The organism is Herbaspirillum sp. FG34 (assembly GCF_057809315.1).
Window position 1 is genome coordinate 28,913 of sequence record NZ_JBMDJS010000007.1, and the last position, 21,835, is coordinate 50,747.

The 21,835-nt window shown below is 64.1% G+C and carries 21 protein-coding genes; 12 read left to right on the forward strand and 9 right to left on the reverse strand.

The features are described from left to right. Genes maiA through ACODSZ_RS10825 form a run of 4 tightly spaced genes read right to left on the reverse strand, consistent with a single transcriptional unit; the run spans nt 1 to nt 4,700 of the window. A complete protein-coding gene (gene maiA, locus ACODSZ_RS10810; protein ID WP_488927566.1) occupies nt 1–648 on the reverse strand; it encodes a maleylacetoacetate isomerase in 648 nt (215 codons plus the stop codon). Between the two features lie 31 nt (nt 649–679). Further along, nucleotides 680–2,026 carry a fumarylacetoacetase gene (fahA, locus tag ACODSZ_RS10815; RefSeq protein ID WP_175344890.1) on the reverse strand — a complete coding sequence of 449 codons (1,347 nt, stop codon included), beginning with the start codon at nt 2,024–2,026 and terminating at the stop codon, nt 680–682. Then, nucleotides 2,023–3,360 (reverse strand): homogentisate 1,2-dioxygenase, encoded by a 1,338-nt coding sequence (hmgA, locus tag ACODSZ_RS10820; RefSeq protein WP_175344889.1) that lies wholly within the window; start codon nt 3,358–3,360, stop codon nt 2,023–2,025. Before hmgA ends, fahA begins: the two co-directional genes overlap by 4 nt. Continuing rightward, a complete protein-coding gene (locus ACODSZ_RS10825) occupies nt 3,357–4,700 on the reverse strand; it encodes an MFS transporter (protein ID WP_175344888.1) in 1,344 nt (447 codons plus the stop codon). Before ACODSZ_RS10825 ends, hmgA begins: the two co-directional genes overlap by 4 nt. Here ACODSZ_RS10825 and ACODSZ_RS10830 point away from each other — a divergent pair. From ACODSZ_RS10830 to ACODSZ_RS10840, 3 genes are read left to right on the forward strand one after another with little or no spacing between them, the layout of a single operon-like run. Next, a complete protein-coding gene (locus ACODSZ_RS10830; RefSeq protein WP_488927567.1) occupies nt 4,693–4,941 on the forward strand; it encodes a hypothetical protein in 249 nt (82 codons plus the stop codon). The genes ACODSZ_RS10825 and ACODSZ_RS10830 overlap by 8 nt on opposite strands. Before the next feature lie 7 nt (nt 4,942–4,948). Next, nucleotides 4,949–5,863 (forward strand): LysR substrate-binding domain-containing protein, encoded by a 915-nt coding sequence (locus tag ACODSZ_RS10835; protein ID WP_008326250.1) that lies wholly within the window; start codon nt 4,949–4,951, stop codon nt 5,861–5,863. A gap of 59 nt (nt 5,864–5,922) precedes the next feature. Continuing rightward, nucleotides 5,923–6,756 (forward strand): alpha/beta hydrolase, encoded by an 834-nt coding sequence (locus ACODSZ_RS10840; RefSeq protein WP_008326249.1) that lies wholly within the window; start codon nt 5,923–5,925, stop codon nt 6,754–6,756. A gap of 44 nt (nt 6,757–6,800) precedes the next feature. Here ACODSZ_RS10840 and ACODSZ_RS10845 read toward each other — a convergent pair whose 3' ends face one another. Beyond that, nucleotides 6,801–7,181, reverse strand: coding sequence for a helix-turn-helix domain-containing protein (locus ACODSZ_RS10845; protein ID WP_175344887.1), 381 nt, complete (start codon nt 7,179–7,181; stop codon nt 6,801–6,803). Next, a complete protein-coding gene (locus ACODSZ_RS10850; protein ID WP_175344886.1) occupies nt 7,165–7,539 on the reverse strand; it encodes a type II toxin-antitoxin system RelE/ParE family toxin in 375 nt (124 codons plus the stop codon). Before ACODSZ_RS10850 ends, ACODSZ_RS10845 begins: the two co-directional genes overlap by 17 nt. 310 nt (nt 7,540–7,849) lie before the next feature. On the opposite strand from ACODSZ_RS10850, the gene ACODSZ_RS10855 reads away from it, so the two are divergent. The 3 genes from ACODSZ_RS10855 to ACODSZ_RS10865 all read left to right on the forward strand — a co-directional run bounded on the left by ACODSZ_RS10855 (nt 7,850) and on the right by ACODSZ_RS10865 (nt 12,996). Then, complete coding sequence (locus tag ACODSZ_RS10855; protein ID WP_488927568.1) at nt 7,850–10,399, forward strand: PepSY domain-containing protein; 2,550 nt, start codon at nt 7,850–7,852, stop codon at nt 10,397–10,399. 196 nt (nt 10,400–10,595) lie between these two features. Further along, on the forward strand, nt 10,596–12,023 hold the full coding sequence (cls, locus tag ACODSZ_RS10860; RefSeq protein WP_488927569.1) for a cardiolipin synthase: 1,428 nt from the start codon (nt 10,596–10,598) through the stop codon (nt 12,021–12,023). Nucleotides 12,024–12,045: 22 nt separating this feature from the next. Further along, nucleotides 12,046–12,996, forward strand: coding sequence for a hypothetical protein (locus tag ACODSZ_RS10865; protein ID WP_488927570.1), 951 nt, complete (start codon nt 12,046–12,048; stop codon nt 12,994–12,996). 300 nt (nt 12,997–13,296) lie between these two features. Here ACODSZ_RS10865 and ACODSZ_RS10870 read toward each other — a convergent pair whose 3' ends face one another. Further along, nucleotides 13,297–14,184, reverse strand: coding sequence for a LysR substrate-binding domain-containing protein (locus tag ACODSZ_RS10870; RefSeq protein WP_175342816.1), 888 nt, complete (start codon nt 14,182–14,184; stop codon nt 13,297–13,299). Nucleotides 14,185–14,406: 222 nt separating this feature from the next. Here ACODSZ_RS10870 and ACODSZ_RS10875 point away from each other — a divergent pair, with 222 nt between their 5' ends. The 5 genes from ACODSZ_RS10875 (at nt 14,407) to ACODSZ_RS10895 (ending at nt 20,009) form a co-directional block, all read left to right on the forward strand. Beyond that, entirely contained in the window at nt 14,407–15,156 is a 750-nt protein-coding gene (locus ACODSZ_RS10875) for an SDR family NAD(P)-dependent oxidoreductase (RefSeq protein ID WP_488927571.1), read from the forward strand. A 71-nt stretch (nt 15,157–15,227) separates the two neighbouring features. Beyond that, on the forward strand, nt 15,228–16,274 hold the full coding sequence (locus tag ACODSZ_RS10880; RefSeq protein ID WP_008326233.1) for a TRAP transporter substrate-binding protein: 1,047 nt from the start codon (nt 15,228–15,230) through the stop codon (nt 16,272–16,274). Beyond that, nucleotides 16,271–18,127: a TRAP transporter large permease gene (locus tag ACODSZ_RS10885; RefSeq protein ID WP_008326232.1), complete on the forward strand. Its 1,857-nt coding sequence runs from the start codon at nt 16,271–16,273 to the stop codon at nt 18,125–18,127. The genes ACODSZ_RS10880 and ACODSZ_RS10885 overlap by 4 nt, the downstream gene beginning before the upstream one ends. A gap of 35 nt (nt 18,128–18,162) precedes the next feature. Further along, on the forward strand, nt 18,163–19,008 hold the full coding sequence (locus ACODSZ_RS10890; RefSeq protein WP_488927572.1) for a transketolase: 846 nt from the start codon (nt 18,163–18,165) through the stop codon (nt 19,006–19,008). Then, nucleotides 19,005–20,009, forward strand: coding sequence for a transketolase family protein (locus ACODSZ_RS10895; RefSeq protein WP_175342813.1), 1,005 nt, complete (start codon nt 19,005–19,007; stop codon nt 20,007–20,009). Before ACODSZ_RS10890 ends, ACODSZ_RS10895 begins: the two co-directional genes overlap by 4 nt. Before the next feature lie 33 nt (nt 20,010–20,042). Here ACODSZ_RS10895 and ACODSZ_RS10900 read toward each other — a convergent pair whose 3' ends face one another. Together ACODSZ_RS10900 and ACODSZ_RS10905 are read right to left on the reverse strand one after the other, a co-directional pair. After that, a complete protein-coding gene (locus ACODSZ_RS10900) occupies nt 20,043–20,231 on the reverse strand; it encodes a helix-turn-helix domain-containing protein (RefSeq protein WP_488927573.1) in 189 nt (62 codons plus the stop codon). A 96-nt stretch (nt 20,232–20,327) separates the two neighbouring features. Further along, nucleotides 20,328–20,642: a c-type cytochrome gene (locus ACODSZ_RS10905; RefSeq protein ID WP_008326217.1), complete on the reverse strand. Its 315-nt coding sequence runs from the start codon at nt 20,640–20,642 to the stop codon at nt 20,328–20,330. 231 nt (nt 20,643–20,873) lie between these two features. Between ACODSZ_RS10905 and ACODSZ_RS10910 the strand changes: the two genes are divergently transcribed. Further along, nucleotides 20,874–21,776, forward strand: coding sequence for a LysR family transcriptional regulator (locus ACODSZ_RS10910; RefSeq protein ID WP_175342811.1), 903 nt, complete (start codon nt 20,874–20,876; stop codon nt 21,774–21,776). Nucleotides 21,777–21,835: the final 59 nt, after the last annotated feature.

The following is a 21,835-nucleotide window of genomic DNA, read 5'->3' on the forward strand; positions in this document are numbered from 1 at the left end:
TTACGCGGCGTCGGGCTGCCGTGCCGGATGCGCCTGCTCGAAAGCGGGCAGCGCATTGCAGGCAGCCTCGATGGCGCACAGCGTCGGGTACGGTGCCATGTCCACTTCGAAACGGCGTGCGTTGAAGATCTGCGGAATCAGGAAGCAATCGGCCATGGTCGGCGCATCCCCCACGCAGAAATGGCCGCGCGTGGTGTCGGCCGCCAGTTGCTGCTCCAGCGCCGTGAAACCAAGCTTGATCCAGTGCTGGATCCAGGCCGTCTTCTGCGCTTCATCCACTGCAAGCGTGTGCTTGAGATAACGCAGTACGCGTAGATTGTTCAGCGGATGAATCTCGCAGGCGATGGCCAGCGAAAGCTCACGGATGTGCGCGCGCGCAAAGGCGTCGCCAGGCAACAGCGATGGCGTGGGATAGCGCTCGTCCAGATACTCCAGCATCGCCATGGATTGCGTGAGCAAGCGGCCCTGGTCGGCCAGCACCGGAACCAGCGCATGCGGATTCAATTGCGTGAAGGCGGGCAGCAACTGCTCACCGCCCTGGTTCAACAGATGCACGGCCGCCGTCTCGTAGGCCACGCCCTTGAGATTGAGCGCGATGCGCACGCGATAGGAGGCCGAGCTGCGGAAATAGCTGTAGAGAGTCGTCATGCGCTTGCTTGCTCCAGAAAAGAAGATCGGATCATGCCAGGCTGCGCGCAGGCAGCACGGTCCCGGCCGCCTCGCCGAAACCGATGGTCGGCAGGCCATCGCGGCGCGCTACTGCGCGCAGGATGATGGTATCGCCATCTTCCAGGAAGACGCGCTTCTCGCCATTGGCCAGGGTCAGCGGCGACTTGCCGCCACTGCTCAGCTCCAGCAGCGAACCGGCCTGATCGGCTGCCGGTCCGGACAGGGTCCCCGAACCGAAGAAGTCGCCCGGACGCAGATTGCAGCCATTGACGGTATGGTGCGTGACCAGTTGCGCCACGGTCCAGTAGGCGTCCCGATAATTGCCCAGCGAAAGCCGCTGCGGCGCACTGCCGGCTTCACGCATGGCGGCGGTCTGGATCAGCACTTCCAGTTCGATATCGAAGGCGCCACTCTGGCGCAGGGTCGGTGCATCCAGATAGGGCAGCGGTTGTGGATCGTCCTCCGGACGCGTCCAGGCGCAACGGTAAGGTGCCAGTGCTTCCAGGGTCACGATCCAGGGCGAAATGGTGGAAGCAAAGCTCTTGGACAGGAAGGGGCCCAGCGGCTGGTATTCCCAGGCCTGCACATCGCGTGCGGACCAGTCGTTCAACAGGCACAGGCCGAACACCTTGTCCTCGGCCTGATCCATCGGCACCGGTTCGCCCAGGGCATTGCCGCCGCCAATGAAGATGCCCAGTTCCAGTTCATAGTCGAGCCGCTTGCAGGGACCAAAGCTGGGCAGCTCCGCATCGGGGGCCCTGGTCTGGCCCACCGGACGACGGAACTGCTGGCCGGAGACGGCGATGGACGAAGCCCGACCGTGATAGCCGATCGGCACCCACTTGTAGTTGGGCAGCAGCGGATTGTCCGGACGGAACAGCTTGCCGACCGTGGTCGCGTGATGGATGGAGGTATAGAAGTCGGTGTAGTCACCGATCACGGCGGGGACGTCAAACTCGGACTGCGCCTGGGGCACCAGGCAGGCAGCCAGTTCGCTCTGGTGCGCCGAACCGCTGCGCAGCAGGCGCGACAGTGCCAGACGCAGTGCCGACCAGGCCGCCGGCTCCAGCGCCATCAGCGCATTGAGACGGCTGCCGCTACAGGCTGCATGCGCTGCTGCGCGCGTGGCTTCGTCAAAGCCGGAGAAGGCGCCGGCAGCCTGGGCCGCAGGCAGGTCCAGGATCTGGTCACCGATGGCCACGCCAGTGCGGTAACTTTCTTCACTGCCGCTGCGACGGAACACGCCGTAAGGCAGGTTCTGGATCGGGAAACTGCTGTTTTCTGCATTTGCACTCCGGACCCAGCTCCGCAGCGAGGGATCGTGGGTTTCGTTCAGTGTCAGGCTGCTCTGGCTCATGCGCGCTCCGGGTTGAAGTTCTTTTGAATGCCCAGCCAGCAGTCCTGATAATCGCGCTGCAGGGTCGGCGCGGACAAGGCGTGACGGGTCGGGCAAAGGATGTTGCGGGTCTCGAACATGAAGGCCATGGTGTGATCGACCTTGTTCGGCGTACTGGTATCGATGCGGCTGGCTTTCTCGAAGGTGGCCGCATCCGGTCCGTGACCGCTCATGCAATTATGCAGGCTGCCGCCACCGGGCACAAAGCCGCCGCCTTCCTTGGCATCGTACTGGCCGGTGATGAGGCCCATGTATTCGCTGGCCACGTTGCGGTGGAACCAGGGGGGACGGAAGGTGTCTTCCGCTGCCAGCCAGCGCGGCGGGAAGATCACGAAGTCTATCGTATCCACGCCGGGGGTATCGCTCTGCGACTGCAGCACCAGGAAGATCGACGGATCGGGATGGTCATAGCTGATCGAGCCGATGGTGTTGAAGTGGCGCAGGTCGTACTTGTAGGGTGCGTAGTTGCCGTGCCAGGCCACCACGTCCAGCGGCGAATGGCCGATCTTCGCTTGCCACAGATGGCCGCCGAACTTGGCGATGAGCTGGAAGTCTCCCTCACGGTCCTCGTACCAGGCATGCGGTGTGGCGAAGTCGCGCGGATTGGCCAGGCCGTTGGAACCCAGCGGACCGAGATCAGGCAGGCGCAGCAGCGCGCCAAAATTTTCGCAGATGTAGCCGCGTGCCTCGCCATCGGGCAGACGTACCTGGAAGCGCACCCCACGCGGGATGACGGCGATCTCCTGCGGTTCGATGTCGATCACGCCCAGCTCGGTGCGCAATTGCAGGCGACCCAGTTGCGGCACGATCAGCAGTTCGCCATCGGCCGAATAGAAAAAGCGATCGGTCATCGAGCAATTGGCCGCGTAGAGGTGAATGGCGCAGCCACTCTGCGCTTGCGGCGAGCCGTTGCCGGCCATGGTAACCAGGCCTTCGATGAAGTCGGTCGGCACGGTCGGCATGGGCAGCGGATCCCAGCGCAACTGGTTGGGTGGCGGCGCGACGTCGTCGAAGTGGCTCACCAGCAGGCCGCGTTCCATCGGTTCGAAGGGATGATGCACGGCAGCCGGACGGATGCGATAGAGCCAGGAGCGGCGGTTGTGACCACGTGGCGCGGTGAAGGCCGTGCCGGAAATCTGTTCGGCATACAGGCCATAGGCCACGCGCTGCGGCGAATTCCGATGCGACGGCAAGGCGCCGGGCAGGGCTTCGGTAGCAAACTCGTTGCCGAAGCCGGACTGGTAGCCACGCGTATGCACGTGGTGGCTGACGGCAGAATCGGTGACGGTATTCATGCGGAGACTCCTCGGGAAGTACGATGCAACCGGGCGATGGTCAGTGCCGAGATCAGGGCCGGCACGGCCGCGGCGATGAACAGGGAGCCATTGCTCCACTGCAACGCGATCAACTGGCCACCGATGACCGGGCCAACCACCGAGCCGATGCGCCCGATCCCCAGCGCCCAGCCGATGCCGGTGGAACGCAGCGCAGTCGGATAGAAGGTACCGGCCAGCGCATTGACGGCCGGCTGGCCGCCGACGACGCAGAAGCCCGCCACGATCACCGCCAGGAACAGCAGCACCGGTGTGGCAGCGACCTTGCCGATCAAGGCGATGGACAGGCAGGCCAGCAGGAAGCAGCTGCCCAGCACGCGGGTGAAACCGAAACGGTTGATGAAGCGGCCCAGGGTCAGCGTACCGACCACGCCGCCCACCTGCAGCGAGGTACCGATCAGCACCGCCATGCTGGTGGAATAGCCGGCATCATGGATCAGCGTGGGCAGCCAGTTGGAGAGGAAATACAGGTTGATCAGGTTCATGAAGCTGATCAGCCACAGCAACACGGTAACGGTGCCGCGGCCATCACGGAACAGGGCCGCCACCGGCATGCCTTCGGCCTTGGCTTCCTTGACCACGATCTCGGTGCGGTCATCGATGACCAGAGCGGGCGCGAGCTTGCGTAGCCAGCGGCTCACCTGCGCGCGCGGACGGCGGTGCAGGACCAGGAACTGGATCGATTCCGGCAGCCAGACCAGCATGGCCAGCCCCAGCAGCAGCGGCACCGCGCCGCCCACCCAGAACACCGCATGCCAGCCATGCGCCGGGATCAGTGCGGCACTGACGAATCCGCCTGCTGCCGCGCCCACGGTAAAGCCGCAGGAGACCAGCATCATGCGCGTCACGCGCGAGGACTGCGGGCTGAACTCGCCCACCAGCGCCATCGCATTGGGCATGATGCTGCCCAGGCCGAAGCCGGTGATGAAGCGCACGATGAGCAACTGATCGAGGGTCGTCACCAGCGGCGTCACCAGCATGCAGACCGCAAAGAACAGGGTGGAGACGATCAGTACCGGACGACGTCCGTAACGGTCGCCCACCGGCGTGAGCATCAGCGAACCAAGCAGCATGCCGAACAGACCGGCACCGAATACCGGACCCAGGCTGGCCTTGCTCACGCCCCAGTCGGCGATGATGGCCGGGGCCACGTAGCCCATGGCCTGCACGTCGAAGCCATCGATGATCAGGCACAGGCCGCACAGCAGCAGCAGGCCGAACTGGAAAGAACCGAACTGGCCCTGCTCCACCACCTGGTCCACATGGACGGTGGGGAGAGCGCCACGATTGTGGATGCTCATTGTCTTGCTCCTCGTCTGTCTTTACTTTTTTTTAGTTGTCTGGCCTGCCATTGCCGCGCCGTTGAGGCTGACAATGGCAGATTCGCATGGCCGTATGCGCATGCGCTGCCGCGCGGCTCTTGATGGTGTTTATCGCGACGTCACTGTAGTGCAATCGTCCCTCTTTTACGATATAAATACGAAAATACGATCCATTCATTTCATGAATATTGCAGCGCACGCAGCCTTGCCGCGCGGCTGACCCGACCATGCCCCTCATCGAACCGCGTGACATCGACCTCAACCTGCTGGTGGTTTTCCAGGAGGTGTTCCAGGAACGCCAGATTTCCTCGGTGGCGCGTCGGCTGGGGCTGTCGCAGCCGGCCGTGTCCAATGCGCTGGCGCGACTGCGGCGCAGTTTCGGCGACGAGCTGTTCGTGCGCACGGCGCAAGGCATGCAGCCCACACCGTTTGCCGAGCAGCTGGCCGAGCCGGTGGCTGCGGCGCTGCAACAAGTCGCCCGCGCGCTCAACCGGCAGGAAGGTTTTGCCCCCCAGACCAGCGAGCGCCGCTTTACCATCGCCATGACCGACGTCGGCGAGGTGTATTTCATGCCGCGTCTGGTCGAGGCCTGTGCCGAAGTCGCGCCGGGGGTGAGCCTGTCCACCGTGCGCGCCGGCGCCGTCGATCTGAAGCGCGAAATGGAAGCAGGCCGGGTGGACCTGGCCATCGGCGCCTTCGACAATCTGTCGGAGGCGCTCTATCAACGGCGGCTGTTCCGCCAGGAATACGTCAGCATGTTCCGCCTCGGTCATGTGCTGGACCGGCGTGGCGAAGTGGGTCTCAAGGAGTTCCTGGCGGCCGAGCATCTGATGGTGTCCTCGCTGGAGAGTCCCTACGACCGCATCAACCAGAACCTGGAAAAGGCCGGCATCCTGCCCAGTGTGCGCTTCCGCGTACCGCACTTCACGGCGGTGCCCTATATCGTCAGTACCACGGCCCTGGTCGTGACCGTGCCGCGCAAGCTGGCCGAAAGTGCGGCTGCGCCCTTCGGGCTGCGTTACATCAAGCCACCGCTGCGCCTGCCGGCGCTGCAGACCAACATGTTCTGGCATCGCCGTTACAATCAGGACGAGGGCAATGTCTGGCTGCGCAACCTGATCTCGGCGCACTTTGCAGAATGAATCCGGGCGGTATCTGAACCGGAACCAAGACACTGGCCGCAAGGCAAGGGAGGAGACACATGCACATCTATCGCAACTATGACCGCCAGGCGTTGGACCAGCAGTACAACGTGCGTCTGCGCATCACCGATTTCCAGGACTGGTTCGACCGTTTCGCCCGCCAGGGAGAAGCGGCGCGGCAAGCCCATCCGCACCTGGCCGATGTGCCCTATGGCGAGGACGCGCTGCAGACCCTGGATTTCTTTCCCGGAAGCACCAATGGCCGGCCGCTGCTGGTGTTCATCCACGGCGGCTACTGGCGCTCGCTGGACAAGCACCAGTTCAGCCAGATTGCTCTGCCCTATCTGGCGCAGGACATCAACGTGGCCCTCATCAATTACCGGCTGGCACCGCAGGCGCGCATGGGCGACATCGCCGCCGACTGCGGCCGCGCGCTGCGCCTGCTCTATGCCAAGGCGGCGGCACTGCGCTTTGATCCGGATGCGATCTGGCTCATGGGCCACTCCGCCGGCGCCCACCTGGCCGCGCTGATCGCCTCGCTGGGCGCAGCGCCCGTGCGCGGCGTGTGCGGCATCAGCGGCATCTATGACCTGGAACCGGTGCGACTGTCCTATCTCAATGAAGTGCTGCACCTCTCGCCCTCGGACGCCCAGCAGGCCAGCCCGCAATTGCTGGCCATGCCCAATGGCGTACAGGCCCTGCTGTGTGCGGGCGCGGAAGAGTCAGCGGAATTCCTGCGCCAGCGTGACCTCTATGCGACCACCCTGCGCCAGTCGGGGCATGCCGTGGAAGTGGTGGCGCTGCCGGGTCAGCACCACCTGAGCGTGGTGGATGTGGCTGCGGATGCGGGCAGTGTGTTGACCCGGACCATGCTGAAGATGATGCTGGGATGATGCGGCCATCCCTGTGCCTGGCTGCCCGCTGAGGAGGAAATGCTTCAGGGGGTCTTGCGGGGACGGCGGATCCTGGCGCGCGGCTTTTCAGAAACGGCCATGTTCGGACGCCCGAGCTTCACCGGTTCCGGCGTCAGGTCGAAGCTGGTCTTGTCGGGGAACGTGGCCGTCAAGACCAACTGCCCGCCCAGACCCCGCACGAAATCCATGACGCTGCTGACCAGCAGATCATCCCGGCTTTCCATCTTCGAGATGGCGGCTTGCTGCACCTGCAGGCGCTCTGCCAGACTGGCCTGCGTGACTTGCAAGCGCTTGCGCAAGGCTTGCAGCTTGATGCTGGTCTGCATGGATTCCGTTCTTGCCTCTGCCTGCAGTTGCGCCTCCGGTCGCATGCGGGCGCGCAGTTCGCTAAACTTTTTTGCCATGGTCGATTGCCTCCTTGCTCAATGTGTCGAGATGATCGTCGTAGAGCTTGTCCGCGAGCGGGACGTATTGCTCGTACCAACGCTGATTGCCGCTCTTGACCCCGCCGATCAACAGAATCGCATGCCGCTGCGGATCAAATGCGTAGAAGACGCGGTAAGGTCGCCCCCTGTGCTGCATCCGGAGCTCCCTCATGTGCGCATGCCTGGAACCGGAAATTCCCGAACTGTAGGGATACCTGAGCGCCGTTCCGTTCTTCTCCAGCAGGCCGACGCAGGCGGCAACGGAAATCTGTTCGGCCTCGTCGAGTTGCTCCCACCAACGCTCGAATTCGTCAGTGAATTCTACATCGCATTGCATCGAATATTCCTCCAAAGACATATTCCGTCAAAAGAATTTTTTGAACATGGCAGGAGAGTTACCGGCAACAGTCGCTCCTGGCGTGGCTCGCCAGCGTAACCAGTCGCGCGGGCAAATCATTTTTGGCTAGCAAATTGGCGGGGAATCTCGAAAAGTTTTGTGGACAGCGCCTTACACTGCCCCGCCCGAGACAACAATAAGAATCATTTTCATCTGAACTATAATAGCGGCCTGCCCCGCCGACCGCCCCCGCTGCGGCACGGCTGACAAGACCAACAAGGCGCATGCGCCCTCGCCGCTTTAGTGATACATGTTCAAGAAGATCTGGTTCCAGTTGCACTGGTTCATCGGCATTACCGCCGGCACCCTGTTGATGACCATCGGCGTGACCGGCGCCGTCCTGGCTTTCCGCGAGGAAATCATGGAGGCCATGAGCCCTGGCGTGATGCACGTCGAGGTACGCCAGCAAGCCACGCTCACGCCCCAGCAACTGCTGGACAAGCTGCACGAGGCCCAACCGCAGCGACGTGTCACGACCCTGACCCTGAGTACCGACGCGGGCGCCTCGGTGCGCGTGGTATTCGCCCCGCCACCGGGCGTGCGGCGCGGTGAGGCGCGCTATGCCGATCCCTATACGGGCGCGCTGCTGCCGCCGGTGACAGGCGCGGCTTTCTTCGAACTGGTCGAACGTTTCCACCGCTGGCTGCTGCTGCCTACCGAGATCGGCAAGATCGTGCTGGGTACGCTGGCGCTGTCGCTGCTGATGCTGGCGCTCTCGGGCCTGTACCTGCGCTGGCCGCGTCGCCCCTTGTCGCTGCGCGCCTGGCTGCGACTGGACTTCCAGCTGCAGGGACGCTCCTTCCTGTGGAACCTGCATTCGGTCATCGGTACCTGGTCGCTGGTGATGTATGTGCTGCTGGCCACCACCGGCGCCTACTGGGCGCTGGACTGGTTCAAGGACGGCGTCAACACGCTGGCCGGCGAGAGCCGTCGGCCGCCCATGCAGCGCGGCGAGGGCCGGAAGAACCCGGCATCGGACCAGGTCGTGCCGCTGGACCTGACCCGGGTCTGGAACAGCTTCCTCAGCAAGGCGCCGGACTACCGCAGTGCGCAGTTGCGCCTGCCGGAACAGGGCTCCCAGCCGGTGCAGATCTTCTTCCTCGATCACGCTGCGCCCCATGAGCGCGCCCGCAGCCGCATGGTGGTGCTGCCGCAAAGTGGCGAGATCCGGCAACTGGAGCGCTACGAAGACAAGAGCAAGGGCGGCAAGCTCATCGCCGCCATCTACCCGCTGCACATGGGCAGCTACTTCGGCCTGCCGGGCCGCATCATCATGGCCATCGCCAGTCTGATGATGCCGCTCTTCGGCATCACCGGCTGGCTGCTGTACCTGGATCGTCGCCGCAAGAAAGCCGCCCTGCGCGCCGAACGTGCCGGCCTGGGCGACACGGCCAACCAGGGCGACGCCGAACCGGTGCTGGTGGCCTATGCCTCGCAGACCGGCCAGGCCGAGCGCATCGCCCTGCATACCGCCGCCGGACTGCGCCGCAGCGGTACCGCCGTGCATCTGCAATCACTGGCGCAATGCACGCCGGAAAGCCTGCGCCATCACCGCCGCATCCTCTTCATCGCCAGCACCTTCGGCGAAGGCGATGCCCCGGACAGCGCGCGCGGCTTCGAGAAGCGCCTGCGCCAGGCGCCAGGCCAGTCGCTGACGCACGTGCACTACGCCATCCTGGCCCTGGGCGACCGTCACTATGCGCAGTTCTGCGGATTCGGTCACACGCTCGACCACGGTCTGCGCCAGTGCGGCGCCCAGCCCCTGTTCCCGCTGATCGAAGTCGACCGCATGGCCGGCGTAGCGCTGCGCAAATGGGAAAACGAACTGGCCGCCCACGGCCTGCAAACCCGGGTGGCCGAGCTCCTGCCCACCACGGGCCCGACCTGGCAGACCTGGCGGCTGAAGCGCCGCGTCCTGATGAATCCGGGCAGCCAGGGCGCAGCGCTGTACCACCTCGAATTGCAAGCGCAGGACAGTGCCCTGCCCGACTGGCAAGCCGGTGCCCTGGTGGAGATCCTGCCGCGCCACGCGCCGGATCGTGTCGCCCTGCTGCTGCAGCGCCTGCAACTCGATGGCGCCGCCATGGTGAAACATCAAGGGCAAGTACGGACGCTGGCCGAGGCCCTGGCCTGCAGCGTCCTGCCGCTGCATCCCGAGCGCCAGGCACAGGCCCTGGCCGACCAGTTGCAGCCGCTGGCCGCGCGTTCGTATTCGGTGGCCTCGGTGCCACAGGATGGTGCCGTGCACCTGCTGGTGCGCCAGGTCCGGCATGAAGATGGACTGGGACTGGCCTCGGGCTGGCTGACCGAATTTGCACCAAGCGATGCAGCGGTCGACCTGCGTCTGGTGGAAAACGCCGGCTTCGCTCCCGTGCCCGCCGACACCCCTGCCATCTTCATCGGCAACGGTTCCGGCCTGGCCGGCTTGCGCAGCCATCTGCGCGCCCGCCTGCAGCACGGAGAAACGAAGACGCGCAACTGGCTGCTGTTTGGCGAACGCAACGAACGTGCCGACTACTTGTATCGCGATGAATTGCAGGCCTGGCTGGAACAGGGTCACCTGGCCCGACTGGACCTGGCCTTCTCGCGCGACCAGGGGCAACGCCTGTATGTGCAGGACCGCCTGCGCGAGGCCGCACCTGAACTGCACCGATGGCTGGCCCAGGGCGCGGTGATCTATGTCTGTGGCAGCCTGGAAGGCATGGCCGCCGGGGTCGATGCCGTCCTCACCGACCTGCTGGGCGAGGCCGGCCTGCATGCCCTGATCGAACAGAACCGCTATCGTCGCGACGTTTATTGATCGCTGCGGCGGCAGGCAGACAACACCTGCCGCGCCATCCTGTAGGCAGCCCCCGCTTTTCTCTGTAGGACAGTTCCGATTCGTGCCTGGCGCCGCGCAACAGCGCGGCAGCCGGGCCTATACTCGTGCGCACGGCCCTGCCTGCAGATGCCCCACCGCGTCGGGCTGCATGGCCGCGCCCAACCGGGATACTTCCATGACCAACAAGAAAATCCACCTGAGGAGCGGGTGCGCCACATGGCTGCTATGGCTGCTGTTGCTGCTGAGTTCGCTCCTGCTGGCCGCTTGCAGTTCCTTGCCCACCATCGTGCCCGACATGGACACGCAATCGGCCCGCAGCATCCAGATGAAGGGCGGACGCGGCGTGCTCACCGAGGCACAGGCCAAGGCCGTGCTGGACCGGCTGCGCGCGCAGAATGCCGACAACACCTTGCTGGACCGGCACGTGGCCATCGAGGGTGCCATCACCGGCGCGCCGCTGGTCACCGGCAACAAGGTGACCCTGTTGATCGATGGTCCGGCCACCTATGCCTCCATGCGGCAAGCCATCGAGGGCGCGCGCCACCACATCAACATGGAAACCTACATCATGGAAGATGACGAGGTCGGCCGCCAGTTCGCCGATCTCCTCATCGCCATGCAGCGCAAAGGCGTGCAGGTCAACCTGATGTACGACAGCGTAGGCTGCATCAATACCCCGCGTGAATTCTTCCAGCCCATGATCGATGCCGGCATTCACGTGCTGGAGTACAACCCCATCAATCCCACCCAGGTCCGCAAGGACTGGGAAGTCAATCAGCGCGATCATCGCAAGCTGCTGGTGGTGGACGGCAAGACCGCCTTCGTGGGCGGCATCAACATCAGCAGCGTCTACTCCAGCGGTTCCTTCAGTACCCGCAGGAAGAAGCCGCAGCTCGACCAGCAGGGCCAGAAAATCCCCTGGCGTGATACGCAGGTACGCATCGATGGTCCGGTGGCGCTGGAATTCCAGAAACTCTTCATCGAGACCTGGGGCCGGCAGCGCGGCCCCGACCTCGGCGAGCACCGCTACTTCCCGCCGGTAGCACCGGCCGGCAACGAGATCGTGCGCGCCATCGGCAGCTCGCCCGACGATCCCTACAGCATCATCTACGCCACCTTCATCTCGGCCATCCAGCATGCGGAAAGCACGATCTACCTGACCAACGCCTACTTCGTGCCCGATCCGCAACTGCGCGACTCGCTCAAGGCGGCCGCCCGACGCGGGGTGGACGTGCGCCTGATCCTGCCTTCGCACAGCGATTCCTCGCTGGTGCTGTACGCCTCGCGCTCCTTCTACAGCGAACTGCTGGAAGCGGGCGTACGCATCTACGAACGCCAGGACGCGCTGCTGCACTCCAAGACCGCGCTCATTGATGGCGTGTGGTCCACCATCGGCTCCACCAATCTGGACTGGCGCAGCTTCGTCTACAACCAGGAAATCAATGCCGTGATCCTCAGCCCGCAATTCGGCGTACAGATGAAAAGCATGTTCGACCGGGATCTCGGCGCCTCCAAGGAAATCACCAGGCAACAGTGGGAACAGCGGCCCCTCAGCGAGCGTATGAAGGAATTCGGCGCCAGTGTCTGGTCCCGCCTGCTGTGAGCCCGACTGAAGGTGCCAGCTTATGAACGAATGTACTGAAATCCGAGAGCAGTCCGAGGTGCGGCCACCGTTCTCGCGCCTGCGCGCACGCCTCATCGTCGCCACCGGCCTGGTGCTGGCGGCCTGCACCTGGGCCCATGCCCAAACCCTGAACGGTGCGGCAGCCCTGAAGAGCCGGTACCAGGAACTGCAGGGCGAGCTCAACAACAATGCCTACCATCGCCCGCTCTACCTGAATTCGCGCGAGGACGGAGGCAACGTCAAGGGGGACATCTATGCCGTGCTGGCCTATCCCTTCGCCCAGGTACGCGGCTCGCTGGACAGTCCCGAGCACTGGTGCGACATCCTCATCCTGCACCTCAACACCAAGTATTGCCGGCTCATGCGCGAGGGTGGGCAGACTATCCTGCGCATGCAGGTCGGCAAGAAGACCGAACAGGACATCGACGACACCTACCGCATCGACCTGCGCTATCACGGCGGGGTCAGTACGGCCGATTATTTCTCCTCATCGATGCTGGCCGACAAGGGGCCGCTGGACACTTCCCGCTACCGTATCGAAATCGAGGCGATTGCGCTGGACGAGCAGCGCTCCTTCCTGCATTTCAGCTATGCCTATTCCTATGGCATGGCCAGCCGGATCGCGCTGCGGGCCTACCTGATGACGGCAGGCCGCGACAAGGTCGGCTTCAGCGTCGTCAAACGCGAGGCCAACGGGCAGCCGCTCTATGTCTCGGGCAGCCGCGCGACCGTGGAGCGCAATACCATGCGCTACTACCTGGCCATCGATGCCTATCTGTCGGGCCTGACGGCACCGCCTGGCGAACGGCTGGAGAAGCGCCTGACTACCTGGTATGGCGCCACCGAACAATATCCCCGCCAGCTGCATGAGCTCAGCCGGGAAGCGTATCTCGCCATGAAGCGCAAGGAAGTGGCGCGACAGCAGAAGGCTGCTCACCCGGAGGCTCAGTAGAACCCATTTCATCAATAGGCGTGAGATGCGTTCTAGGGCCTGTTCACATTCAATCTGTGAGTGCGAGAGGTCGCCAAGCGTTGTCTGCCTAGGCGCAGCGACGCGCCGTGGTGGTGCCACGGCAAGGAGCTGCAACAACGGCAGGCGACGCTTGGCGGCCTCTCCCGGAGGGTTGCCCCCAGAAGGCGCGCTGGCCGCGTTGCACGTCAGGGCTGGTGGCACCACCACCAGCCCTGACGCGCGCCTTGCCACCACGCCTTCTGGGGGCAACGCATCTCACAGATTGAATGTGAACAGGCCCTAATCCTGTCCACCGGCCTGCTCGCGCAACCACTCCAGAAACGCCGCCACCGCCGGCCGCCGCGCATGGTGCGCCGGATAAACCGCAAAGTGCGCCTTGACCTTGATGGCGCGCTCCAGGCCAAAGACCGGTTTGAGTTTCTTTTCCTCGATATGCCGTGCGGCCACGGTCGCACTCTCCAGCGCCACGCCCAGTCCCTGGGTAGCCGCATCCAGTGACATCTGGGCGCGGTCGAAGCGCACCGCGAACTGGTCCGGCGCGCGCACCTGCGCAAACTCCCCGAACCAGTCGGCCCACTGCACCACGCTCACATTGCTGCGAATGAGCTTCACACCCAGCAGATCGGCGGGCTTCCTGAGCTTGTATTCGCGCATGAAGGCCGGGCTGGCCAGGGGCACGATGCGTTCCTCGAACAAGGGCTCCACCACCAGGCCCGGCCAGTTGGGAATGCCGTAGCGGATGTCGATATCCACTTCGCCCAGTTCGAAATTGCTTTGCGAATGCGCCGCTGAAAGATTGAAGGTGATCTCAGGATGATTGCGCGCGAAATCATTGAGCCGCGCCATCAGCCACAGGCTGGCGATGCTGGGCGCGCTGTGGATGTAGAGCGTGTTGTTGACGCCCTGGCGCACATCCACGGAGGCCGCCGTGATGGCCGAGATCGCCCCCTGGATGCGCGCCAGATAGCTTTCCCCCGCCGTGGTGATGCGCACCCCATGCGCACTGCGCTCGAACAGACGTATGCCCAGATAGGATTCCAGACGTGCCACCTGATGGCTCACCGCCGAGGCCGTCAGATGCAGTTCGGCGGCGGCCAGCGCAAAACTCTTGCGCCGGGCCACCGCTTCGAAGGCCTGAAGGTTGGGTAGAGGCGGGAGAACGGCCATGGACGGGCTCTCTGGCTAAGATGAAGATCCGTCACTTTAACATGACGAGACTTCGCTTGTCGTCACGCGAGGAAAGTCCGACCATGCGCATCAGAACAAAAACGGAGACATGGTCCACTGCCCTGCATGCTGCCTCGCATGCTGCGCGGCCGCACGCGCCATCGCGCATCCGCGCTGTCTCCGCTGTTGCTCACCTCAACGCAAACATCTGGAGAACTCGACATGCTGCTCAAGGACAAGGTTGCCGTCATTACCGGCGGTGCAGGCATCAACGGACTGGGCTACGCCACGGCACGCCTGATGGCCGAACAAGGCGCCCGCGTGGTGGTGCTGGATCTGGCGCAGGCCGACCCGGCTGCGGCGGCAGCGCGCATCGGCAGCCAGCACCTGGGTCTGGTGGCCGACGTCACTGACAAGGCTTCCTGCGAGAGCGCCATCGGCGCCGCCCTCAAGCACTTTGGCCGCATCGACATCCTGGTCAACAATGCCGGCATCACCCAGCCGGTCAAGACGCTGGAGATCACCGGCGCCGACTATGACCGCATCCTCGACGTCAGCCTGCGTGGCACGCTTTACATGTCGCAGGCGGTGCTGCCGGCCATGCGCGCGCAACAGAACGGTTCCATCATCTGCATCTCCTCGGTGTCGGCCCAGCGTGGCGGCGGCATCCTGGGTGGTCCGCACTATTCGGCGGCCAAGGCCGGCGTGCTGGGCCTGGCGCGCGCCATGGCGCGCGAGTTCGGTCCGGAAGGCATCCGCGTCAACTGCATCACCCCCGGCCTGATCGGCACCGACATCATCAAGGGCAAGCTCACCGAAGAAAAGAAGGCCGAAATCGCCGAGACCATTCCGCTGGCGCGCCTGGGCCGAGCCGATGACATCGGCGGCGCCTGCGTCTTCCTTGGTAGCGATCTCTCGCAATACTGCACCGGCATCACGCTGGACGTTAATGGTGGAATGCTGATTCATTAAACGCAGCTTAATGCTCGTGCGCCGGCCTGGCCGGCATCCTTTACCACATCAGAACAAACAGGAGACCTGACATGACCCAAGACAACAGCAAATCCGGCAAGACCACCCTGAGCCGCCGCCAACTGCTCAAGGCCGGCGCCGTCGGTGCGGCCCTGCCGCTGTTTTCCATCATGACCCGTCCTGCCCATGCAGCCGAGTTCAACTACAAGTTCGCCACCGGTCAGGACCCGTCGCACCCGGTCAACAAGCGTGCCCAGCAAGCCATCGACCGCATCCGCGAAGCCACCGGGGGTCGTCTGGACATCAAGCTGTTCCCGGCCAACCAGCTGGGCTCGGATACCGACCTGATGTCGCAGATCCGCAATGGCGGCGTGGAATTCTTCAACCAGGCCAGCGTGGTGCTGTCCACCCTGGTGCCGGCGGCCGGCATCGTCAATACCGGTTTTGCCTTCCACGACTACAAGGAAGTCTGGCAAGCCATGGATGGTGCGCTGGGGGCCTATGTGCGCGCGCAGATCGAGAAGGTCGGCCTGCTCACCATGTCCAAGCCCTGGGACAACGGCTTCCGCCAGATCACCACCTCCACCAAGCCGATCAAGACTGCCGCCGACCTGAAGGGACTGAAGCTGCGCGTACCGGCAGCACCGATGCTGACCTCGCTGTTTACCGCCCTGGGCGCCAGCCCCACACCGATCAACTTCAACGAAGTCTATTCCTCGCTGCAGACCAGGCTGGTGGAGGGACAGGAAAACCCGCTGGCCATCATCAGCACCGCGCGGCTCTATGAAGTACAGAAGTACTGCACCATCTCCAACCACGTATGGGATGCCTACTGGATCCTGGGCAACCGCCGCGCCTTCGAGAAGCTGCCCAAGGACATCCAGGAAATCGTGCGCCGCGAGCTGGACAAGGCCGCCACCGATGAACGCGCCGACATCGCCGCACTGGCCGGCTTCGCCCGCAATGAATTGCAGGGCAAGGGCTTGCAGATCATCGAGGCCGACAAGGACTCCTTCAAGCAGGCCCTGGCGCAGGCCAACTTCTACAAGGACATGCGCGCCAAGTTCGGCGAGGATGCCTGGAAGCTGCTGCAGAACGCCGTCGGGAGCCTGGGATGAGCGCCCTCTCGCTGGAGCAGCCGGTCAGCGATGAGCGCTCGCTGTCTGCGCGCCTGGAGCACTGGCTGGGCGTAGCCATCGAGATTCCCGCTGCGGCCCTGGTGGTGGGCGAGGTAGTGGTCTTGCTGGCGGGCGTGATCATGCGCTTCATCTTCAACAACCCGATACCCTGGGCCGATGAGCTGGCCTCCATTCTCTTCCTGTGGCTGGCCAACCTGGGGGCAGCGGTCGCCCTGCGGCGCGGCACCCACATGCGCACCACGGTGCTGGTGGGCTTCTTGAGCGAACGCGGAAAAGCCTGGGCTGAAGCACTGGCCATCATCGCGCCCTGCGTGATGCTGCTCATCCTGATCCATCCGATGTGGGAATACGCCGAAGACGAAATGTTCGTGCAGACCCCGGCGCTGGGCTGGCCCAACACCGTGCGGGCCGCCGCCGTGGGGGTCGGTGCGGCGTTGATGATCGCGCTGTCGCTGCTGCGCATCTCGCGCCAGAAGCTGGTCGACCTGGTGGGCGTGCTGGCCTTGCTGGCGCTGGTGGCCGCTGCCATGTACTTCGGCGCGGACTGGCTGCAGGCCATCGGCAACTGGAACCTGGTGGTGTTCTTCGGCCTGGTACTGGCGGTGTCGGTGCTCATGGGCATTCCCATCGCCTTCTGCTTCGGCCTGGCCACGGTGGCCTTCATGCTGACGGTGACCAGCAGTCCGCTGGCGGTGGTGGCGGGGCGCTTCGATGAAGGCATGTCCTCGCTGATCCTGCTGGCGGTGCCGCTGTTCATCCTGCTGGGACACCTGGTGGAGATGACCGGCATGGCCAAGGCCATGGTGGACTTCCTGGCCTCGCTGCTGGGCCACGTGCGCGGCGGCCTGAACTACGTGCTGCTGGGCGCAATGCTGCTGGTCTCGGGCATCTCCGGCGCCAAGACCGCCGACATGGCGGCGGTGGCCCCGGTGCTGCTGCCGGAGATGAAGCGCCGCGGCAATCACGAGGGCGAACTCATTTCGCTGCTGGCGGCCTCCGGTGCCATGGCCGAGACCATTCCGCCCTCGCTGGTGTTGATCACCATCGGTTCGGTGGCGGGCGTGTCCATTGCTGCGCTGTTTACCGGTGGCATCATGCCGGGCATCGTGCTGGCCGTGCTGCTGGCGATACTGGCGCGCTGGCGCAGTGCCGAGATCATGGAAGGCATCCAGCGCGCCCCGGGCCGCGTGGTGCTGCGTACGCTCATCATCGCCCTTCCCGCACTGCTGCTGCCCATCCTGATCCGTACCGCCGTGGTCGAGGGCGTGGCCACGGCCACCGAGGTCTCCACCATCGGCATCGCCTATTCGGTGGTGGCCGGTCTGGTGGTGTATCGCAAGTTCGACTGGAAGCGGCTCTATCCCATGCTGGTCGACACCGCCGCCTTGTCGGGCGCGATCCTCTTCATCATCGGTACGGCCACCGGCATGTCGTGGGCGCTGACGCAGTCGGGCTTCTCGCATGCACTGGCCGAGGCCATGACCAGCGTACCGGGCGGCAAATACGGTTTCCTGCTGGTGTCGATTGCCGCCTTCGTGGTGCTGGGCAGCGTGCTGGAAGGCATCCCCGCCATGGTGCTGTTCGCGCCCCTGCTGTTCCCGGTGGCCAAGGCCATTGGCGTGCATGAGGTGCATTACGCCATGGTCATCATCCTCTCCATGGGCGTAGGCCTGTTCGCGCCGCCCTTCGGTCTGGGCTACTACGCCGCCTGCACCATCGGCCGCGTGCATCCGGACGTGGCGGTCAAGCGCATCTGGCCTTACCTGGGCGCCCTGGTGCTGGGCCTGCTGATCGTGGCCTTCGTGCCTTGGTTCTCGGTGGGTTTCCTGTGATTTTTACGTTTTCATTCATCTAGCAAGGACACGCAATGTCTGACAATTTGGCAAACCTGCGCGCCAGCGCATATCGCATCCGCCGCAATGCCGTGCGCATGGGCGAGGTCCAGGGGCAGGGCTACATCGGCCAGGCGCTGGGCTGGGCCGATGTGCTGGCCGTGGCTTACAAACACGCCATGCAGTTGCGTCCGGACGACCCGCAATGGAGCGGCCGCGACCGCTTCCTGCTCTCGCACGGGCACTACGCCATCGCGCTGTATGCGGCCCTGATCGAAGCCGGCATCGTCCCCGACGCCGAGCTGGAATCCTACGGCAGCGACGACAGCCGCCTGCCCATGTCGGGCATGGCGACCTATACGCCGGGCATGGAAATCTCCGGCGGCTCGCTGGGCCAGGGCCTGGCCATCGGCGTGGGCATGGCACTGGGCCTGCGCTACAACAACAATTCGGCCTTCGTCTACAACTCCATGTCCGATGGCGAACTGGACGAGGGCTCGACCTGGGAAGCGGCCATGGGTGCGGCGCATCACCAGCTGGGCAATCTCATCTGCCTGGTCGACATCAACAACCAGCAGGCTGATGGTCCTTCCAGCAAGGTGATGGGTTTTGAGCCGCTGGCCGACAAGTGGGCGTCATTCGGTTGGTACGTGCAACGGGTCGATGGCAACGACCTGGCGGCCGTGGTGCAGGCCTTCGACAATGCGCGCAACCTGAAGGACGCCAAGCCGCGCGTGATCCTGTTCGATACCCTGATGGGCAAGGGTGTGCCCTTCCTGGAGCAGCGCGAGAAGAACCACTTCATCCGCGTGGATCCGCCCGAATGGCAGCAGGCGCTGTCCATTCTCGACCAGACTTATCAACAAGGAAGCCAAGCATGAACACTGTCGCAGAGAAGAAACCGCGCCTGACCACGTCGGCCATGATCGCCTCCATCGCCGCCGAGGGGCAGCGCGTGCAGGCGGCGCCGTTCGGCAAGGCCCTGGTCGAGTATGCCGCCGACCGTCCCGAGATCGTCGGTCTCACCGCCGATCTAGCCAAATACACCGACCTGCACCTGTTCCAGAAGGCCTATCCCGAGCGCTTCTTCCAGATGGGCATGGCCGAACAGTTGTTGATGGCCGCGGCCGGCGGCATGGCCAAGGAAGGGCTGGTGCCCTTCGCCACCACCTATGCGGTCTTCGCCACGCGTCGTGCGTATGACTTCATCCACCAGGTAATCGCCGAAGAAAACCTGAACGTGAAGATCTGCTGCGCCCTGCCCGGCCTGACCACCGGTTACGGCCCCAGCCACCAGGCCACCGAAGACCTGGCGATGATGCGCGCCATTCCCGGCCTGACCATCGTCGACCCCTGCGATGCGCTGGACCTGGAACAGGCCGTGCCGCAGATCGCGGCGCACCAGGGGCCGGTCTACATGCGCCTGGCGCGCGGCAACGTACCGCTGGTGCTGGATGAATACGACTACCAGTTCGAGCTGGGCAAAGCCAGGGAAATCCGCGACGGCAACGACGTGCTCATCATCTCCAGCGGCTTCATGACCATGCGCGCGCTGGAAGTGGCCAAGGCGCTGGAGGCCGACAACGTCAGCGTGGGCGTGCTGCACTGCCCGACCATCAAGCCCTTCGACGAAGCCACGGTGGTGGAACAGGTCAGGAAGAAGAACCGCCTGGTGGTGGTGGCCGAGAACCATTCGGTCATCGGCGGACTCGGCGAGATCGTCGCCACCACGCTGATGCGCCACCGAGTGCAGCCGGCGGGCTTCCAGATGGCCGGCCTGCCGGATGCCTTCCTCGATGCGGGGGCGCTGCCGACCTTGCATGACCGGTATGGGATCAGTTGCGAGGTGTTGAGCCGGCGGATCAGGGAGTGGTTGAAGTAAGCAGATGCTCGAGGTAGTGATGAATCAGTTCGGTCAGTCCAACGGGCAAGCGGACTGGTTCATCAGGCGCGCACGTTCGGCATCTTCGATTGCGCTAGCCAGTAAATCAGGATCGTTGCTGGCACGTATCTCGCGCAGATACACGTCAATGCTGTCTTCATCAACAAGGAACAAGGCTGCATCAAAAGGCGGCAGCGTTGAGAGTGAAATACGCTTGCTCATGCTGGTCCTTCCAGGCTGACAGTGATCGGAAAGCGACGATGGTTGCATGAAAAAAGGAGACCTCGGTCTCCTTTTTTCATGGCGTATTGCTGAGGCTTACTTCAGGCTCAACACCCACTTCACCAGCTCCTTCGCCTCGGCCTCGGTCACCTGGCCCTTGTTGGCCGGCATCGCGACCGCGCCCCAGACACCGCTACCGCCGTTGAGGACCTTCTGGGTCAGCTTGGCTTCGGCATCCTTCTGGCCGTTGTATTTCTTGGCCACTTCCTTGAAGGCGGGGCCGACGATCTTGGCATCCACCGAATGGCAGGCCATGCAGTTCTTGGACTTGGCCAGTTGCGCATTGGCCAGGGCTTCGGCGGAAATGGCCGAACCGGCCACCAGGGTGGCGATCAACAACAGGTATTTCATGGGGGCTCCTCAGCAAGCAGTGGACGACGGTCACGCCTGCAGCGGCATTCTCCAGGCGCTTCGCAGGCGGGGCTATTCTACCCGGCTTCGCAGCCGCCCCTCTATCTGCTCCGGCGTATATCTGTCATAGATCAAATTCCATGACGGAAAGATCGCCCCGGCCACGGCTTGTCGCCATGATGGGCCGGGGATATCATGGGCGCCCGACTCATTCGGATCTCATATCAGTCCATGTCCGACCATCCTCGCCTGGAATTGCGCCAGCTGCGCTACTTTGCTGCCGTCGCCGAAGAAAAGCACTTCGGTCGCGCCGCAGCCCGGCTGCACATGACCCAGCCACCGCTGTCGCAAACCATCGCCGCGCTGGAAGAGCAACTGGGCACGCCCCTGTTCCAGCGCACCAAGCGCAGCGTGGCCCTCACGCCCGCCGGGGAAGCTCTGCTGCCGGAAGTACAGCGCATCCTGCAACAGGCCGCCGCCCTGCCCGACCTGGCCCGGCGCGCGGCCAGCGGCGCTTCCGGACTTTTATCCCTTTCCTTCATATCGAGCGCGGACTACAGCATCCTGCCCCCGCTCCTGCAGCGCTTTCGCGCCCGCTACCCGCAAGTCCAGATCGAATTGCGCGAAGCCACCACCGATATCCAGCTGGACGACCTGATGCAGGGCAAGATCGACGCCGGCCTGCTGCTGCCGCCGTTGCCGGAGAAAGCCGCGGCCGTGCTGGATGTGCGCCCGGTGCTCTCGGAGCCGCTGATTGCGGCGTTGCCTGAAGGCGCCATCGGCAAACGCGGCCCGGTGTCGCTCAACAGCCTGCGCGAGTTGCCGCTGATCATCTTCCCGCGGCGCATTGCGCCGGCCTTCCATGACACCATCCTGTCGTGCTTTCGCGATGCGGGTGTGACACCCCATATCGGCCAGGAGGCGATCCAGATGCAGACCATCGTCGGCCTGGTCTCGGCTGGCATGGGAATGGCGCTTGTGCCACAATCCGTGTCGAATCTGAAACGCCCTGGCGTGGACTACCGTCGGCTTTCGGATGCGGCACCGGAGATCCAGACCGGCCTGGCCTGGCGCCGTGACAACCCTTCCGGCGTGCTGCGCGCGCTGCTGGATCTGCTGGAGATGCCCACCTGATCCCGACGCACGGGAATCCGCCCGGCGAACTTGCGCCGCTTGGCGCGTTCCAACCGCCG

Bases quoted from the DNA above. Each gene is read 5' to 3' on its own strand.
- maiA (WP_488927566.1), bottom strand. From the start codon at position 648: ATGACGACTCTCTACAGCTATTTCCGCAGCTCGGCCTCCTATCGCGTG.
- fahA (WP_175344890.1), bottom strand. From the start codon at position 2,026: ATGAGCCAGAGCAGCCTGACACTGAACGAAACCCACGATCCCTCGCTG.
- hmgA (WP_175344889.1), bottom strand. From the start codon at position 3,360: ATGAATACCGTCACCGATTCTGCCGTCAGCCACCACGTGCATACGCGT.
- ACODSZ_RS10830 (WP_488927567.1), top strand. From the start codon at position 4,693: ATGCTCATTGTCTTGCTCCTCGTCTGTCTTTACTTTTTTTTAGTTGTC.
- ACODSZ_RS10825 (WP_175344888.1), bottom strand. From the start codon at position 4,700: ATGAGCATCCACAATCGTGGCGCTCTCCCCACCGTCCATGTGGACCAG.
- ACODSZ_RS10835 (WP_008326250.1), top strand. From the start codon at position 4,949: ATGCCCCTCATCGAACCGCGTGACATCGACCTCAACCTGCTGGTGGTT.
- ACODSZ_RS10840 (WP_008326249.1), top strand. From the start codon at position 5,923: ATGCACATCTATCGCAACTATGACCGCCAGGCGTTGGACCAGCAGTAC.
- ACODSZ_RS10845 (WP_175344887.1), bottom strand. From the start codon at position 7,181: ATGGCAAAAAAGTTTAGCGAACTGCGCGCCCGCATGCGACCGGAGGCG.
- ACODSZ_RS10850 (WP_175344886.1), bottom strand. From the start codon at position 7,539: ATGCAATGCGATGTAGAATTCACTGACGAATTCGAGCGTTGGTGGGAG.
- ACODSZ_RS10855 (WP_488927568.1), top strand. From the start codon at position 7,850: ATGTTCAAGAAGATCTGGTTCCAGTTGCACTGGTTCATCGGCATTACC.
- cls (WP_488927569.1), top strand. From the start codon at position 10,596: ATGACCAACAAGAAAATCCACCTGAGGAGCGGGTGCGCCACATGGCTG.
- ACODSZ_RS10865 (WP_488927570.1), top strand. From the start codon at position 12,046: ATGAACGAATGTACTGAAATCCGAGAGCAGTCCGAGGTGCGGCCACCG.
- ACODSZ_RS10870 (WP_175342816.1), bottom strand. From the start codon at position 14,184: ATGGCCGTTCTCCCGCCTCTACCCAACCTTCAGGCCTTCGAAGCGGTG.
- ACODSZ_RS10875 (WP_488927571.1), top strand. From the start codon at position 14,407: ATGCTGCTCAAGGACAAGGTTGCCGTCATTACCGGCGGTGCAGGCATC.
- ACODSZ_RS10880 (WP_008326233.1), top strand. From the start codon at position 15,228: ATGACCCAAGACAACAGCAAATCCGGCAAGACCACCCTGAGCCGCCGC.
- ACODSZ_RS10885 (WP_008326232.1), top strand. From the start codon at position 16,271: ATGAGCGCCCTCTCGCTGGAGCAGCCGGTCAGCGATGAGCGCTCGCTG.
- ACODSZ_RS10890 (WP_488927572.1), top strand. From the start codon at position 18,163: ATGTCTGACAATTTGGCAAACCTGCGCGCCAGCGCATATCGCATCCGC.
- ACODSZ_RS10895 (WP_175342813.1), top strand. From the start codon at position 19,005: ATGAACACTGTCGCAGAGAAGAAACCGCGCCTGACCACGTCGGCCATG.
- ACODSZ_RS10900 (WP_488927573.1), bottom strand. From the start codon at position 20,231: ATGAGCAAGCGTATTTCACTCTCAACGCTGCCGCCTTTTGATGCAGCC.
- ACODSZ_RS10905 (WP_008326217.1), bottom strand. From the start codon at position 20,642: ATGAAATACCTGTTGTTGATCGCCACCCTGGTGGCCGGTTCGGCCATT.
- ACODSZ_RS10910 (WP_175342811.1), top strand. From the start codon at position 20,874: ATGTCCGACCATCCTCGCCTGGAATTGCGCCAGCTGCGCTACTTTGCT.